The 14,993-nt window shown below is 63.5% G+C and carries 15 protein-coding genes; 1 reads left to right on the forward strand and 14 read right to left on the reverse strand.

Annotated features, from left to right (window positions below):
- Positions 1-22: 22 nt before the first annotated feature.
- From hfq to ndk, 10 genes are all read right to left on the reverse strand, one after another.
- Positions 23-259 carry an RNA chaperone Hfq gene (gene hfq, locus NCR37_RS07390; protein WP_006999489.1) on the reverse strand — a complete coding sequence of 79 codons (237 nt, stop codon included), beginning with the start codon at positions 257-259 and terminating at the stop codon, positions 23-25.
- Between the two features lie 149 nt (positions 260-408).
- The gene (der, locus tag NCR37_RS07395; RefSeq protein WP_250472439.1) at positions 409-1,749 is read right to left on the reverse strand and encodes a ribosome biogenesis GTPase Der; all 1,341 of its coding nucleotides are present in this window, start codon (positions 1,747-1,749) and stop codon (positions 409-411) included.
- 361 nt (positions 1,750-2,110) lie between these two features.
- On the reverse strand, positions 2,111-3,253 hold the full coding sequence (gene bamB, locus NCR37_RS07400) for an outer membrane protein assembly factor BamB (protein ID WP_250472450.1): 1,143 nt from the start codon (positions 3,251-3,253) through the stop codon (positions 2,111-2,113).
- A gap of 137 nt (positions 3,254-3,390) precedes the next feature.
- Positions 3,391-4,020 (reverse strand): tetratricopeptide repeat protein, encoded by a 630-nt coding sequence (locus tag NCR37_RS07405; protein WP_250472440.1) that lies wholly within the window; start codon positions 4,018-4,020, stop codon positions 3,391-3,393.
- A gap of 123 nt (positions 4,021-4,143) precedes the next feature.
- The gene (gene hisS / locus NCR37_RS07410) at positions 4,144-5,493 is read right to left on the reverse strand and encodes a histidine--tRNA ligase (RefSeq protein ID WP_250472441.1); all 1,350 of its coding nucleotides are present in this window, start codon (positions 5,491-5,493) and stop codon (positions 4,144-4,146) included.
- Positions 5,494-5,499: 6 nt separating this feature from the next.
- The gene (gene ispG, locus NCR37_RS07415; protein ID WP_250472442.1) at positions 5,500-6,816 is read right to left on the reverse strand and encodes a flavodoxin-dependent (E)-4-hydroxy-3-methylbut-2-enyl-diphosphate synthase; all 1,317 of its coding nucleotides are present in this window, start codon (positions 6,814-6,816) and stop codon (positions 5,500-5,502) included.
- A 145-nt stretch (positions 6,817-6,961) separates the two neighbouring features.
- Positions 6,962-8,068 carry a helix-turn-helix domain-containing protein gene (locus NCR37_RS07420; RefSeq protein ID WP_250472443.1) on the reverse strand — a complete coding sequence of 369 codons (1,107 nt, stop codon included), beginning with the start codon at positions 8,066-8,068 and terminating at the stop codon, positions 6,962-6,964.
- On the reverse strand, positions 8,061-8,204 hold the full coding sequence (locus tag NCR37_RS07425; protein ID WP_250472444.1) for a hypothetical protein: 144 nt from the start codon (positions 8,202-8,204) through the stop codon (positions 8,061-8,063). The genes NCR37_RS07420 and NCR37_RS07425 overlap by 8 nt, the downstream gene beginning before the upstream one ends.
- A gap of 50 nt (positions 8,205-8,254) precedes the next feature.
- A complete protein-coding gene (gene rlmN, locus NCR37_RS07430) occupies positions 8,255-9,397 on the reverse strand; it encodes a dual-specificity RNA methyltransferase RlmN (RefSeq protein ID WP_250472445.1) in 1,143 nt (380 codons plus the stop codon).
- A 156-nt stretch (positions 9,398-9,553) separates the two neighbouring features.
- On the reverse strand, positions 9,554-9,979 hold the full coding sequence (ndk, locus tag NCR37_RS07435; RefSeq protein ID WP_250472446.1) for a nucleoside-diphosphate kinase: 426 nt from the start codon (positions 9,977-9,979) through the stop codon (positions 9,554-9,556).
- A 326-nt stretch (positions 9,980-10,305) separates the two neighbouring features.
- On the opposite strand from ndk, the gene NCR37_RS07440 reads away from it, so the two are divergent.
- Positions 10,306-11,004, forward strand: coding sequence for a Bax inhibitor-1/YccA family protein (locus NCR37_RS07440; RefSeq protein WP_206466506.1), 699 nt, complete (start codon positions 10,306-10,308; stop codon positions 11,002-11,004).
- Between the two features lie 74 nt (positions 11,005-11,078).
- On the opposite strand, the gene rlmD is transcribed toward NCR37_RS07440, so the two are convergent.
- From rlmD to NCR37_RS07460, 4 genes are all read right to left on the reverse strand, one after another.
- The gene (gene rlmD, locus NCR37_RS07445; protein ID WP_502800497.1) at positions 11,079-12,497 is read right to left on the reverse strand and encodes a 23S rRNA (uracil(1939)-C(5))-methyltransferase RlmD; all 1,419 of its coding nucleotides are present in this window, start codon (positions 12,495-12,497) and stop codon (positions 11,079-11,081) included.
- 60 nt (positions 12,498-12,557) lie between these two features.
- The gene (locus NCR37_RS07450; protein WP_250472447.1) at positions 12,558-13,334 is read right to left on the reverse strand and encodes a 3'-5' exonuclease; all 777 of its coding nucleotides are present in this window, start codon (positions 13,332-13,334) and stop codon (positions 12,558-12,560) included.
- A 60-nt stretch (positions 13,335-13,394) separates the two neighbouring features.
- The gene (rpoS, locus tag NCR37_RS07455) at positions 13,395-14,501 is read right to left on the reverse strand and encodes an RNA polymerase sigma factor RpoS (protein WP_250472448.1); all 1,107 of its coding nucleotides are present in this window, start codon (positions 14,499-14,501) and stop codon (positions 13,395-13,397) included.
- 13 nt (positions 14,502-14,514) lie between these two features.
- A partial coding sequence (locus tag NCR37_RS07460) for a murein hydrolase activator EnvC family protein (RefSeq protein WP_250472449.1) occupies positions 14,515-14,993 on the reverse strand: 479 nt, incomplete at its 5' end.

A 14,993-nucleotide genomic window follows, 5' to 3' on the forward strand; every position in this document is an offset into this window, starting at 1 on the left:
TTGCCGCCGGTCGCGACGAGGTTTAGGACGATTCGGCGTCCGGATGGAAATTCACCGGACGGGCCGGCACGACCGTGGAAATGGCGTGCTTGTAGACCATCTGGGTGACCGTATTCCTGAGCAACACAACGTACTGGTCGAACGATTCGATGTTCCCTTGAAGCTTGATGCCGTTGACCAAATAGATCGACACCGGCACGTGCTCTTTACGCAGCGCGTTCAAAAACGGGTCTTGTAACAATTGCCCTTTGTTGCTCATAGCAAACTCCGTATTTTTTTGCAGGTTAGAAGTATTGTGGACGAAGAAAAAGAGATCCGCCGACAATCGCTACACTATAGCCGATTTTCGTTTCGGCAAGAGATCGGCCACCCGGCCAATCGGGCCGCAACGCTTGACTGAAGCGGCTCTCAGTCCTTGTCCGCATAAGGGTTCTTGCTCGAGCGGAACTCTATGCGCAATGGAGTGCCGGCCAGTCCAAAAGTTTCTCGAAAGCGCCCTTCCAGATACCGTTTATAGGTATCCGTGACCGCATCTAGCGCGTTGCCATGCACGACGATGATCGGCGGGTTCTGACCGCCCTGGTGCGCATAGCGAAGCTTCGGCCGCACCGGCCCGCGGCGGCGCGGCTGCTGAAATTCGACGGCTTCGATCAGCGCGCGCGTGAGCTTCGGCGTCGGCAGCTTGGCCATCGCGGCGGCGTAGGCGTCGTCGACCGATTTCATCAGGGCGCCGATGCCGGTCTTCTCCAGCGCCGAGACGTAGTGAAATTTAGCAAAGTCCAAAAACTTGAGCTTGCGCGTGAGATCGGCCTTGGTGCGCTCGCGCACATGCGAGTCCAGACCGTCCCACTTGTTCACGCCCACCACGAGCGCGCGTCCCTGTTCGACGACGAAACCCGCGATATGCGCGTCCTGATCCGAGATGTCCTGCTGCGCGTCGAGCAGCAAGATCACGACATTCGCATCCGAGATCGACTGCAGCGTCTTCACGACCGAAAACTTCTCGATCGCCTCGAAGACCTTGCCGCGTCGGCGCAGGCCGGCCGTGTCGATCAACGTGTATTTGCGGCCTTGTCGCTCGAAATCAACATAGATCGAATCACGCGTGGTGCCCGGCATGTCGAACGCGATCACGCGCTCTTCGCCGATCAGCGTGTTCACAAGCGTCGACTTACCGACGTTCGGTCTCCCGACGATGGCGATCTTCACGCCGTGCTGCGCCTTTTCTTCCTCGCTTTCTTCCGTGTGACCGGCATAGGCGATGTCGAGCGCGTCGTTGATCATCTCGGTCACGCCGTCGCCGTGCGCGGCCGAGATCGCCCGGGGATCGCCGAGACCCAGCTCGTAGAAGTCGGACGCGACCGCCGTGTACTTCATGCCCTCGGCCTTGTTCACGACGAGAAAGAGCGGCCGGCCGGTCTTGCGCAGATAGTCGGCGATGGACTTGTCTTGCGGCGCGAGCCCGTTGCGTCCATCGACAATGAACACGACGATGTCCGCTTCTTCCACGGCCTGCCGCGTCTGCCGCGCCATTTCGTGCAGGATGCCGTCTTTCGCCACCGGCTCGAAGCCGCCCGTATCCACGACGAGATACGGCCGTTCGCCGCCGACGCGGCCTTCGCCGTAATGGCGGTCGCGCGTCAGGCCGGGCAGGTCGGCGACGAGCGCATCGCGCGAACGCGTCAGCCGGTTGAAGAGAGTCGATTTCCCCACATTGGGGCGCCCGACGAGGGCAATCACGGGTTTCATCAGATGTTGTTCACGGTTGAACGCAAGGCGAACGCGAAACGTGCGGTGCGAACGTCAGTCCCGCCTACGCCGCGCAATGGCTGCGCTTGTCGAAAATTAGCATGGATTCGGCTCGAGCCACGCGAGGGTGTGTGGCGATCGAGCGCCGGCGCCGTGCGCCGTTGTTCTGTCTGTCCGAGGGCTATTCTCGCGCCGCGTCACCGCGCGACGCGCTTTGTTCTGTCACGCCCTGCGTACCAAGTCATATTGACGGGCGCGTACGGTGGACGCGCCCTCTTTACTGCATGCCGCGCGGACGAACCCGCCAGCGCGGCATTCTACGGCGCTTCGCCTCGGGCGAGCCGACGCGCCGTTCCGAGACTTACTGCGGACGGAAGCCGTAGAGATCGCCGTCATGCGTCTGCACGACGAGCGTATTGCCCGCCAGCACCGGCGCGGCGGTGATCGCACTGCCGTCGGTCGGCGCGCGGCCCACGAGTTCGCCGTTGTCCGTGCTTAAGAAATGCACGAAGCCCTTGTAGTCGCCCAGCACGACCGCGCGCCCGAGGATGAACGGCACGCTCACCTGGCGGTTCTTGAGCTTGTCGTTCTTCCACACCGACGTACCGTCGGCGGCACGGAAAGCATTCACGACCGACCAGTCGTCGCCCGCCGCGACGATCTGCTCGTCTTGCGCGAGGCCGCTATCACTCGAAAAGTTCTTCTCCCAGACCGGACGGCCCGAATTGGCGTCGAAGCAGCCGATCTTGCCCTGGAACGTGACCGCGCAGGTCTGCGCGCCGACGAGACCGGGCGCGCCCGTGACGTCGTTGATGCGCTCGACTTCCGTCACGCCCTTCGGGTACGACACCGGCGCTTGCCAGTAGGCATCGCCCGTTTGCAGGTTGATCGCGGCGAAGTTGCCGCCCGGGAAGCCCGCGAGCACCGCCTGGCTGCCGGCGAACGTCATGCCGGCGGCCACGCGCAGATTCAACGGCACGGCGCGCAACTGGAAGATCCATTTCTGTTCGCCGGTCTGCGCGTTGAACGCGACGACCTTGCCGTCGATAGTGCGCACGATCACGAGGTCGTTGCCCACGAGCGGCGGCGAGATAATTTCGCCCGGCGCGGTAGCCGTCCACAACTGCTTGCCGTCGGGTCCGAGCACGTACACCGCGCCCTTCAGGCCGCCGACCGCCGTCAGATTGCCGTCGCTGCCGACCCCTGCCGACAGGTCGTCCTTGAGCTTCGTGCGCCAGACGTCCTGGCCCGTCTTCGCGTCGATCTTCGCGACGGTGCCGTTCTCACCCGCGGCGTAGACGGCGTCGCCCACCGCGACCGGCGAGAACAGATAGCGGCCGGCCTTGCCGACGCTGGCCTTCCACGCCTGGCTGACGTTCAGCGCCGGCTTGAACTCGACGAGCGGCGTCGGCACGCGGCGCTCGTCCTTGGTCGACGAACAGGCGGCCAGAAGCACGGTCATCGCGCAGGCGAGCGGCATGGCGTAGCGTTTCAATTGGATCATCGGAGGACGCAACATGAATGTGAATTCGGTTGACCGGCGCGGCCGCGAATCGCTTGCGGGCGACACGCGGCGCGGCGGCTTGATTGGCGAATCGGCTTCGGCGCTAGCGGAGCGCCGAACGTCGGAAGCGATGCGGATCAGCCGCCGAGCGCATCGAGCTTGAACTGAACCAGTTGCCGCGCGGACGTGTCGTTCGCCGGCAGCGCCCCGAGCGCCGTCTGGTAGGCGGCGCGCGCATCGTCGCGCTTGCCTTGCGCGGCGAGCAGATCGCCCCGGCGGTCCGCGATCACGCCCTTGAACGCATCGAGCGGCGCGTCGGCGAGGAGCTTGAGGCCGGCGTCGTAATTCTTCTCGTCGGAGAGCACCAGCGCGAGGCGCAACTTCGCGATCTGCTTGTACTCGTCGTCTTTCGCGTGATCGACGGCCCACTGCAATTGCGCCTTCGCGCCGGCCGTATCGCCTGCCATATACAGCGACTTCGCGGCCAGAAGCGCGCTCATCTCGGCGTAGGCGGTGCGGCCGAACTTGTCTTCCATGTCCGATGCGACCCGCGCAACGAGCTTCTGATCGCTCCCGTTGACCGCCTGCTGAAGCTGGTCGTACAGCACCGAAGCCTCGGCAGCCTGACGCCGCTGCCAGTAATTCCAGCCGTTGAAAGCGGCCGCAACGACGAGCGCCACGAGCACGATCCACGTCGTGGTGTTACCCCATTTGGCCCACCAGGCCTTGACACTTTCCAGCGATTCTTGTTCGTCGTGGTAACTCATCGTCCAGCTATTCCTTCCTGCGTTTCATGGCCCTTCGTTCGCGTGGCGCGATGGCGGAACCGCTTGCACGCGCTTGCACTCGATTCCGCCGGATGCGCACGGCGTCGCTTCGATGCCTATGCTTTAGGCATCCTCGTCCGCGGCGGTTGCAACCATCGCATTGATTAGGTATTCGGTCAAGTCTTCCGCCGGAACGTTCACCTGCTCGTTCTTTTGCGCATCGGACGTTTCGTCGCCCGAGCGGCGCAGCGGCTTTACGCCGATCATGCCCTGCGCAAGTTCGTCCTCGCCGAGCACCACCGCGAACGCCGCGCCGCTCGCGTCGGCCTTCTTCATCTGCGACTTGAAGCTGGAAGCCGCGCCGTCCGGGCTGCAATGCAGAATGACGTCGAGCCCCGTGTCGCGCAGCCGCTCGGCCACGATGAACGCCTGCTGGGCCGCCTGCTCGCCCTGATGCACGACGTAGACGTCCGTGCCCTCGGCTTCCGGCACAAGATTTTCTTCCTTCAGCAGTTCGAGAATACGCTCGACGCCCATCGCCCAGCCGCATGCGGCGGTCGGCTTGCCGCCGAGCTGCTCGATCAGCGGATCGTAGCGCCCGCCGCCCGCCACCGTGCCCTGCGCGCCGAGCTTGTCGGTCACCCACTCGAAGACGGTGAGGTTGTAGTAGTCGAGGCCGCGCACGAGACGCGGGTTGATCGTGAACGGAATATTGTTGGCCTTTAGCAGCCTTTGCACGCCTTCGAAGTGCTTGCGCGACTCATCGCCCAGGAAATCGACGAGCTTCGGCGCGTTCTGCGCGATCTCCTGCATCGCCGGATTTTTCGTGTCGAGCACGCGCAGCGGGTTCGTGTAGAGACGGCGCTTCGCTTCCTCGTCGAGTACATCGACGTGCTGTTCCAGATACGCGATGAGTTTCTCGCGGTGCGCCGCGCGTTCGTGCGCCTGGCCGAGCGAATTGAGTTCGAGGCGGATGCCCGTCAGCCCGAGGTCGTCCCACAGGCGCTGACACATCATGATGATTTCGGCGTCCGTGTCCGGACCCGCGAAGCCGAGCGCCTCGACGCCGACCTGATGGAACTGGCGATAACGCCCGCGCTGAGGACGCTCGTGCCGGAACATCGGGCCGATATACCACAGGCGCTTCGGGCCGTCGTACAGCAGGTTGTGCTCGATGGTCGCGCGCACGACAGCCGCCGTGTTCTCCGGGCGCATGGTGAGATGCTCGCCGTTGAGCGCGTCGGTGAAGCTGTACATCTCCTTCTCGACGATATCGGTCACTTCGCCGATGCCGCGCGTGAAAAGCTGCGTATGTTCAACGATCGGCGTGCGAATGTTCTGGTAGCCGTATGCGCGCAGCATCGACTTTACGGTGGTTTCGAAGAAGTCCCACAACGCGGCATCCTGCGGGAGGATGTCGTTCATGCCCTTCACGCCCGTCAGCTTCGCGAGCCGTTTCTTCTGTTCAGTCATCTGTCTTTAGATTGATGCCGCGGACGTTTCGACGCGCTTGCCGTAAGTGCGCTCGACGTAGTCGCTAACAATTTGCTGGAATTCTTCGGCAATGCGCTCGCCGCGCAGCGTCTTCACCTTCACGCCGTCGACGAACACGGGCGCGGCCGGATTTTCGCCGGAACCCGGCAGGCTGATGCCGATGTTCGCGTGCTTCGACTCGCCCGGCCCGTTGACGATGCAGCCCATCACGGCGACGTGCATCTTCTCGACGCCGGGATACTGGTCGCGCCAGACGGGCATCGAGCTGCGCAGGTAGGTCTGAATCTGCGACGCCAGTTCCTGGAACAGCGTGCTCGTCGTGCGCCCGCAGCCGGGGCACGCAATGACCATCGGCGTGAACGAGCGCAAGCCCATGGTCTGCAGAATCTCTTGTCCGACGACCACTTCGCCGGTACGCGCGCCGCCCGGCTCGGGCGTGAGCGAAATGCGGATGGTGTCGCCGATGCCCTCTTGCAGCAGCACCGACAGCGCCGCCGTGGACGCCACGATGCCCTTCGAGCCCATGCCCGCCTCGGTCAGGCCGAGATGCAGCGCAAAGCTGCAGCGTTTGGCCAGTTCGCGATAAACCGCGATCAGATCCTGCACGCCGCTCACCTTGCACGACAGTATGATCTTGTCGCGTCCGAGCCCCAGTTCCACGGCGCGTTCCGCCGAGCCGATCGCGGACTGGATCAGCGCCTCGTACATGACGCTTTGCAGCTCCCACGGCGTCGCGCGGGCGGCGTTTTCGTCCATCATGCGCGCGAGCAAATCCTGATCGAGACTGCCCCAGTTCACGCCGATGCGCACCGGCTTGTCGTACCGGATCGCCGCTTCGATCATCTGCGCGAATTGCGTGTCGCGCTTCGCGCCCTGTCCGACGTTGCCCGGATTGATCCGGTACTTCGACAACGCCTCGGCGCACGCGGGATGATCGCGCAGCAGCAAGTGGCCGTTGTAATGGAAGTCGCCGACGAGCGGCACGGTCACGCCCATGCGGTCGAGTTGCTCCCGGATATGCGGCACGGCCGCCGCCGCTTCCGGCGTGTTCACCGTGATGCGCACGAGTTCCGAGCCCGCTTGCGCGAGTTCCTTGATCTGGATGGCGGTGCCGATGGCGTCGGCCGTATCGGTGTTGGTCATCGACTGGACGCGCACGGGCGCATCCCCGCCGATGGTCACGAGCTGGCCGCCCCAGCGCACGTCCACCGCATGCGACGACCGCCGCGGCAACGGACCGCCGAAAACCGGCTCCGTCGAACAGATTTTGCTGCTAATCAGGGATTGAGCTTCGGATTGCATCGAAAAACCCTTTGGCAACCGGGGCGCTGACAGGCAGCCGGAGTTGCTTGAATGGAACCTCGAACGGGCGTCACGGGAAAGACCGTGGCGCCCCTGACTTGTCCGCGCGCGTCGCGCGGAGCCTCAAGCCGCCCGCATGATGTCCTTACGGCAACGAGAAGCGCGCGACGTTTCCGCGGGCGGAAGAATACTTCTTGGCGTCGACGGGCTCGTCGTCCACGGACAGCGACTCGACGCCCCTCGCGTTTCCGACCGTCACCTTGAACGGCGCCTCGCCTTGAACGCGCTGCGTGCTGCCCGCGCGCACCAGCCCGGAGAAGACTTCCTTGCCGTCCTTGCCGCGCACGCTGAACCAGCTATCTTCCTTCACTTTCAATTCGACGGCGTTCGCGCCCTTGCCCGTGGTCGCCACGGTCGCGGCCGAAGCGGGTGCCGTAGCGACAGCCCCCGATGCGGCCTTCGGCGCGGCGACTGAGGGCGCGCTCGCGCTTTGCACCGCCGTAATCGTCGACGACGACGCCGGCAGCGCGTTCGTGCCGAGCGGGCGCGGCATCGGCTGCTCGCCGGGCGCGGCCGCCACTTCGGGCAGCGATGCTTCACCTGTGTTCGCGGCGGCGGCCTCGTCGGGCGTCGCGACTTGCGACGCCGCGGGCTTGTCGCCGGACGTCGACGCGAGTCCCGCGCCGGTGCTCGACTTGAGCCGCGCCAGCCACGCGGACGAATCGCCGCCGGTATGCCACATCACCAGCGCCGCGAGCACCGCGACGATGGCCGCGACACCCCACAACCACGAGCGCTTGCGGCCCGACGAATTGCCGAGCGGCACCGACACGCGGCCCCGCGGCAAGCCCGCGCCGGACGACGCCGGCACTTTCAGATTGTGCTCGACAGGCACGCCGTCACGCCGGAACGCCTGCGTGAACGGTGCCGGGTCGGCGCCGAGCACTTTCGCGTAGCTGCGAACGATGCCCGCCGCGAACGTCCGGTCGGGCAACTGGCTGATGTCACCTTCTTCGAGCGCGGCGAGCTTCTGCGGCGACACCTTGAGCCGGGCGGAAACGTCGTCGATGGACCAACCTTTCGCGTGCCGGAGTTGCACGAGACGCGCGCCGACTGCCTGCAACGAGTCCAGCGTCTCCGGCTGGCCCTCGCGCGATGCCGCCCCTCCGACCCGCGTCCGGGCATCATGCTGATCGCCGGACATTTCGTCGGTATGACTGCCGAAAGGCGTCGGGTGTTGCGGCTCACTCATCCCAAATTCCTCGCATCGATTCTTTTATATTGCGCTGCTGCGCCGTCAGGTTCAAAAGCACTGAACGATACAACTCCGGCGCCGTTGCAGACCGCTTTATAACAAAATGTTCGCCTTCGCGCGGCGTCTGCCTCATGGTCGCTGCCGTCTCGCCATGTCGACGCGAGAGGCGCAGCCGCGAATCCGTCAGACGGCGCGCACCTCGATCACCTTGCTTCCCGCGCGGTTCGTGCGCTCGGCAAGCCGCGTGCGATCCTGCACCGCGCCCGCGAGCTGACCGCATGCCGCGTCGATGTCGTCGCCGCGCGTCTTGCGCACCGTCGTGACGACGCCCGCGTCGATCAGCACCTGCGCGAACCGTTTGATCTGCTCGTTCTTCGAGCGCGTGAGGCCGGATTCCGGAAACGGATTGAACGGAATGAGGTTGAACTTGCACGGCACGTCGCGTGTCACCGCGAGCAGTTCGCGGGCGTGAGCCTCGCTGTCGTTCACGCCGTCCAGCATGCAGTATTCGAACGTGATGAAGTCGCGCGGCGCGACTTTCAGATACCGCTGGCAGGCCGCCATCAGCTCGCGCAACGGATACTTCTTGTTGAGCGGCACGAGCATGTCGCGCAGCGGATCGTTCGGCGCGTGCAGCGACACCGCGAGCGCCACGGGAAGATCGGCCGCGAGCCGGTCCATCATCGGCACGACGCCGGACGTGGACAGCGTGACGCGGCGGCGCGACAGGCCGTAGGCGTTGTCGTCGAGCATCAGGCGCATGGCCGGCACGACGGCGTCGTAGTTCAGCATCGGCTCGCCCATGCCCATCATCACGACATTGGTGACGACGCGCTCGCCCTTGCCCGGCCCGCCGACCTCGCGGCCCAGCGACTCGCGCAGCGCGAACTCCGCCATGCGCAGCTGGCCGATGATTTCGCCGGTCGTCAGATTCCGGGAGAAGCCTTGCTTGCCGGTGGAGCAGAACCGGCAGTTGACCGCGCACCCCGCCTGCGACGACACGCAAAGCGTGCCGCGCGTCTCTTCGGGGATGAACACGGTTTCGACCGCGTTGCCGTTGCCGACGTCGATCAGCCACTTGCGCGTGCCGTCGGCGGAAACGTGGTCGCGAATGATGTCGGGCATCGCCAGCGTGGCGCGGCCCTTGAGTTTTTCGCGCAAAGATTTCGCGAGATCCGTCATGCCGTCGAAGTCGTCGGCGCCAAACTGATGAATCCAGCGTTGCAATTGCTTGGCGCGAAACGGCTTTTCGCCGAGACTGCCGCAGTAAGCGACCAGCCCGGCGGCGTCGAGATCGAGAAGATTGACGGTGCTGCTGCTCGTCATGTCGAGTTCTGCCATTTCCAGATTGCGAAGCCCGGACGCTTGCCCGGGACCGTTCGCGCCAAATTCCTGCTTATTCACAACTATTTTTTGCAGCTATTCTTGTGCTGAGGCGCGTTTGACCGCGCCTTCGATCAGGCGCGGCGACCAGCACACGACTTAACGCGAGTAGACGTTCACTTCCGGGAAGAAAAACGCGATTTCCTGACGCGCCGTTTCCGGAGCGTCGGAACCGTGCACGGCGTTCGCGTCGATGCTGTCGGCGAAATCGGCGCGGATCGTGCCCTTGTCAGCCTTCTTCGGGTCGGTGGCGCCCATCAGGTCGCGGTTCTGGGCGATTGCGTTCTCGCCTTCCAGAACCTGGATCATGACCGGACCCGACACCATGAACTCTACGAGGTCCTTGAAGAACGGACGCGCGGCGTGCACCGCATAGAACTTCTCTGCGTCGGCGCGCGACAGATGAACCATGCGCGACGCGATGATCTTCAGACCAGCGTTCTCGAAACGGCTGTAGATCTGGCCGATAACGTTCTTTGCCACTGCGTCCGGCTTGATAATCGACAGGGTGCGCTCGATCGCCATAAAAACTCCAAAAAATGAACGGTTTACGGATGAAAACGAATCGACAATTGTAGCACGAAGCAAGGTATGATTGCGATTGAAACCTTACGACGCCGTAAGGATCAAAGCATGCGTGGGCTGGCTGCATGCGGGCTCTGAAATAGAGCGGGCAAGCATTGAATTCTGCGCGCGCCGCGGCCATATTGGAGCAAAGCGCGGTATCTCAATGGAACCAGCCGTGCACCATTGCGATACTAATACTGGCTTAAGACAGCGACGTTAGGATCCCGTGTAATCAGAACGTAGCGGTAAAACTGAACGACGGACAATTGGAGCAAGGAGAAACCATGAACGAATCACCCTACGGCTTCGGCCGCACTGGCGCCGTCACCTCGGTCGAGGTGCGCAACAAGGTGCTGCGCAATACTTACTGGCTGCTGGCGCTCTCGATGGTGCCGACGGTTCTCGGCGCGTACATCGGCGTCGCAACAGGCTTTTCGCTGTTCGCGGCCACGAGCCCGGCCATGAGCTTCATCGCGTTCCTCGCCATCGCGTTCGGCTTCATGTTCGCGATCGAAAAGACGAAGAACAGCGGCATGGGCGTGGTCGTCCTGCTCGGCTTCACGTTCTTCATGGGGCTGATGCTCTCGCGCCTTTTGAGCTTCATTCTCGGCTTCTCGAACGGGCCGCAGCTCATCATGATGGCCTTCGGCGGCACGGGCGTGATTTTCGCGGCCATGGCGACCATCGCGACGGTCAGCAAGCGTGACTTTTCGGGGCTGGGCAAATTCCTGTTCATGGGCGTGATCGTCATTCTGCTCGCCGCATTCGCGAACATCTTCCTGCAACTGCCGGCGCTGATGATGACGATCTCCGTGCTCGCCATCGTGATTTTCTCTGCGTACATGCTGTTCGACGTGCAGCGCGTCGTGAACGGCGGCGAGACGAATTACATCAGTGCGACGCTCGCCATCTACCTCGACCTGTACAACGTCTTCACGAACCTGCTGGCGCTGCTCGGCATCTTCGGCGGCAATCGCAACTGATCGCGAAACACTTCGCTGAAACGAAAAACCGGCCTTCGGGCCGGTTTTTCTTTGCCTGCTGAAAACGCCGAAGTTCAGTCCCGCTCGAACAGCGCGATCGATTCGACGTGCGATGTGTGCGGGAACATGTTCACGACGCCCGCGCCCTTCATCCGGTAACCGGCCTCGTGCACGAGCAGGCCGGCATCGCGCGCGAGCGTCGCCGGATTGCAGGACACGTAGACGATGCGCTTCGGAAGAATCGCGTCGTCGCCGCTTTGCGCGATGTCCGCGAGCGCCTTCGACACCGCGAGCGCGCCTTCGCGCGGGGGATCGATCAGGAACTTATCGAAGCGGCCGAGCGCGCGCATGTCGTCGGCGGTAACTTCGAACAGATTGCGGCACGCGAAGGACGTATGGCCATCGACGCCGTTGGCCTTCGCATTTTCGAGCGCGCGAGCCGTCAGCGCCTCGCTGCCCTCGATGCCCACCACTTCGCGCGACACTCGCGCGAGCGGCAGCGTGAAGTTGCCGATGCCGCAGAACAGATCCAGCACGCGATCGGTGCGTTCCGCCGCGAGCAGGCTCAACGCGCGCGACACGAGCACACGGTTGATCTGATGATTGACCTGCGTGAAGTCGGTCGGCTTGAACGGCATCCGGATGTTGAATTCCGGCAGCGTGTACGCCAGCTCACGGTCGAGCGGATAGAACGGATAAACGGTGTCCGGGCCCTTCGGCTGCAACCAGAACTGCACGCCGTGCTCGTCGGCGAACGCGCGCAGCAGCGCTTCGTCGGCTTCGGTCAGCGGTTCGAGAATGCGCAGAACGAGCGCCGTCACGTCCGAGCCTACCGCCAGCTCGATCTGCGGCATGCGATCGCGGATCGACAGCCCCGCCACGAGATGACGCAGCGGCACGAGCATCGCGGAAACGTGCGGCGGCAGCACTTCGCAGCTCGTCATGTCGGCGACGTAGCTGCTCTTGCGCTCGTGAAAGCCGACCAGCACGCCGCCCTTCTTTTCGACGTGGCGCACGGTCAGCCGCGCCCGGTAGCGGTATCCCCACGACGGACCATGAATCGGCCGGAACATGGTTTCCGCGCGCAATTTCGCCAGATGCTGGAGATTGTCTTCCAGCACGCGCTGCTTGACCGCGATCTGCGCGCGCACATCGAGATGCTGCATCGAGCAGCCGCCGCACGTGCCGAAGAACTGGCACTTCGGCTTCGTGCGAATCACCGCTTCGCGCAGCACCTTCACCACCTGCGCCTGCTCGAAGCTCGGCTTCTTGCGATAGCTCGAATACGTCACGCGTTCGCCCGGCAGCGCGCCTTCCACGAAGATGACCTTGCCCGGCTCGCCGTCTTCGTTGACCGTGCGGCCGACGCCGCGCGCGTCCATATCGAGCGCGTCGATTTCGATTTCAGGCGCGACGAACGACGGATCGGGCGTGACGGACTTCGCGGGCGCCGCGCGGCGGCGATGCGGATTTTTTCGAGCGGCTTCAGACACCTGCGTACATCCTGACTGACGTGATAGCAAAGGCGAGATTGTAGACGAACCGTCAAGAACTCATCGGCCGAACGCGGCGAGATACTCGGCCCAGTGCGGCGACGTTTCCTGCGCGAGCGCGTTCTTCACGAAATTGACCTCGTCGCTGTATTCGTCGGCCGAGAAGCCGCCCCGCATCAACTGGAAGCGGCAATACATCAGATACGTGTTGACGACATCCGTCTCGCAATAGTTGCGGATCTCGTCAAGCTGGCCGTCGCAGAAGGCATCCCACACCTTGCCGCCGTCCATGCCGAGCTTGCCGGGAAAGCCGCAGAGCTTCGCGAGCGCGTCGAGCGGGGCATTGGCGCGCGCCTGATACATTGCGAGGACGTCCATCAGGTCGATATGCCGCATGTGATAGCGACTGATGTAGTTATTGAATTTGAATTCGCGGTCGTCCTGGCCAAGGTCCCAATACCGCGGCGCGGCGATGCCGTGCACGAGCGCGCGGTAATGCAGCACCGGCAGATCGAAACCGCCGCCGTTCCACGAAACGAGTTGCGGCGTGTATTTCTCGATCACGCGATAAAACGACTGAATCAGCGCCGCTTCGCCGTCGCCCGGCGCGCCGAGCGAGCGCACGCGAAAGCCGCTGTTGTCGCGGAACACGCAGGAAATAGCCGCGACGCGTTGCAAATGGTGCGGCAGAAAATCGTTGCCGACGCGCTCGCGGCGCATCTGAAACGCATAGTCGGCGACTTCGCGATCCGAAAGATCGGCGGGCAAATCTTCGAGACGGCGAATGCCGTCGACATCGGGGATCGTCTCGATGTCGAATACGAGAATCGGTGTCATTGAATCCTGGGAGTGCGGCAGAACAAATGCGACGACGCCCTCGCGGGCGCCAGGAAAGCGTTAAAGCACGGCGTCCTTGCGAACGCCGTTGGACGCGAAGAAACGCTTGAGCCTCACGAGCGCCTCTTGCTGAATCTGGCGCACGCGCTCGCGCGTGAGGCCCATTTCGTCGGCCAGCTCTTCCAGCGTGGCAGGCTCGATGTGATTGAGCCCGAAGCGTCGCTCGATCACATGCCGATGCTTGTCCGACAGCCGCGAGAGCCACAGCCGCGTTAGCGTTTCCAGTTCGCGGTGCTGCACTTCGGCATCCGGCGACTGGCTTTGATCGTCGGAAAGCAGGTCGAGCAGGCTGCTGCCCGGATCGAGGTCGAGCGGCGCATCCAGCGAAGCGGTGTGTTCGTTCAACGCGAGAATGTCGGTGACTTCCTCGGGCGTCTTGCCGGTGAGATACGCGATGTCGTCGATGCTGGCGTCGCGGCGTTCGGGCGCCACGGGATCGTTCGCGTTGGCGGAATTCTTCTCCAGATGGCGTTTCGCGCGCAGCACCTGATTCAGTTCGCGGATCACGTGAACCGGCAGCCGCACCGTGCGCGCCTGATTCATGATGGCGCGCTCGATGCTTTGGCGTATCCACCATGTCGCATACGTCGAAAAGCGGAAACCGCGCGTCGGATCGAATTTCTCGATCGCGTGCATGAGGCCGAGGTTGCCTTCCTCGATCAGATCCAGGAGCGGCACGCCGCGATTCAGATAACCCTTCGCGATACTGACGACCAGCCGCAGATTGCGCTCGATCATGACCTGCCGCGCTTCGAACTCGCCCGCCTTCGCGAGACGCGAATACCGCTGCTCCTCCTCGACGGTGAGCAGCGGCTTCACGCTGATGCGATTCAGGTAATGCTGAATAGTGTCGGCCGTGAGTTCGGCCTGAAGGAGCGAGCGGAAGTCGTCCGCGTCGGGCGGGGAATCGTTTGCGCCGTCGGCGGTTTCAGCGCCTTCTTCGGCGCGCTTGCCGCGGCCCGCGCCGTCTTCGTCGGAATCGACATCGACCTCGATGTTCTCGGCGTCCTCGTCGCGGGTAGAAGCGCCCTCTTCCACCGACACTTGCAAAGGTCGGCTGATCGTCTCAGTCTCGGCTTGCGGCAGGCGGCGCTTCGTTTTCGGCATGATGGCTCCGCTTTTATTGCGGCGGCAAATACTTCAGTGGGTCAACAGGTTTACCCTGCCGGCGAACTTCGAAATGCAACATCACACGGTCCGAATCGCTGTTCCCCATCTCAGCGATTTTCTGCCCTTTAGTCACCGCGTCTCCCTCTTTTACCATCAAAGCGCGGTTATGTGCATATGCCGTGAGAAAAGTCGCGTCGTGCTTGATGATAATGAGATTGCCGTAGCCGCGCAGCCCATTTCCGGAGTAGACCACCCGCCCATCCGCCGAAGCGTTGACCGGATCTCCCGCCGCACCGCCGATATTCAAACCCTTGTTCTTCGCGTCGTCGAACGTGCCGAGAATCGGGCCGCGCGCGGGCCAGATGAACGCCGGCTGCGCTGCCGCCGTCGCGCTGTTGTCGACGCCCGCCGCCACGCCCGGCGCCACGCCCGGCGCCGCGCCTGCCGTTGCGCCCGGCGCGGTTCCCATGCCGGAACTCGGCCCGTAGT

It is taken from the genome of Caballeronia sp. GAFFF1, assembly GCF_023630705.1.
Lineage (GTDB): Bacteria > Pseudomonadota > Gammaproteobacteria > Burkholderiales > Burkholderiaceae > Caballeronia.

What these genes read in the sequence shown, in the direction of transcription:
- NCR37_RS07425 (WP_250472444.1), bottom strand. Translation starts at nt 8,204, where the DNA reads ATGAGGCAGACGCCGCGCGAAGGCGAACATTTTGTTATAAAGCGGTCT.
- der (WP_250472439.1), bottom strand. Translation starts at nt 1,749, where the DNA reads ATGAAACCCGTGATTGCCCTCGTCGGGCGCCCCAATGTGGGGAAATCG.
- ndk (WP_250472446.1), bottom strand. Translation starts at nt 9,979, where the DNA reads ATGGCGATCGAGCGCACCCTGTCGATTATCAAGCCGGACGCAGTGGCA.
- hfq (WP_006999489.1), bottom strand. Translation starts at nt 259, where the DNA reads ATGAGCAACAAAGGGCAATTGTTACAAGACCCGTTTTTGAACGCGCTG.
- ispG (WP_250472442.1), bottom strand. Translation starts at nt 6,816, where the DNA reads ATGCAATCCGAAGCTCAATCCCTGATTAGCAGCAAAATCTGTTCGACG.
- NCR37_RS07450 (WP_250472447.1), bottom strand. Translation starts at nt 13,334, where the DNA reads ATGACACCGATTCTCGTATTCGACATCGAGACGATCCCCGATGTCGAC.
- NCR37_RS07440 (WP_206466506.1), top strand. Translation starts at nt 10,306, where the DNA reads ATGAACGAATCACCCTACGGCTTCGGCCGCACTGGCGCCGTCACCTCG.
- rlmN (WP_250472445.1), bottom strand. Translation starts at nt 9,397, where the DNA reads ATGACGAGCAGCAGCACCGTCAATCTTCTCGATCTCGACGCCGCCGGG.
- rpoS (WP_250472448.1), bottom strand. Translation starts at nt 14,501, where the DNA reads ATGCCGAAAACGAAGCGCCGCCTGCCGCAAGCCGAGACTGAGACGATC.
- NCR37_RS07420 (WP_250472443.1), bottom strand. Translation starts at nt 8,068, where the DNA reads ATGAGTGAGCCGCAACACCCGACGCCTTTCGGCAGTCATACCGACGAA.
- NCR37_RS07405 (WP_250472440.1), bottom strand. Translation starts at nt 4,020, where the DNA reads ATGAGTTACCACGACGAACAAGAATCGCTGGAAAGTGTCAAGGCCTGG.
- bamB (WP_250472450.1), bottom strand. Translation starts at nt 3,253, where the DNA reads ATGATCCAATTGAAACGCTACGCCATGCCGCTCGCCTGCGCGATGACC.
- hisS (WP_250472441.1), bottom strand. Translation starts at nt 5,493, where the DNA reads ATGACTGAACAGAAGAAACGGCTCGCGAAGCTGACGGGCGTGAAGGGC.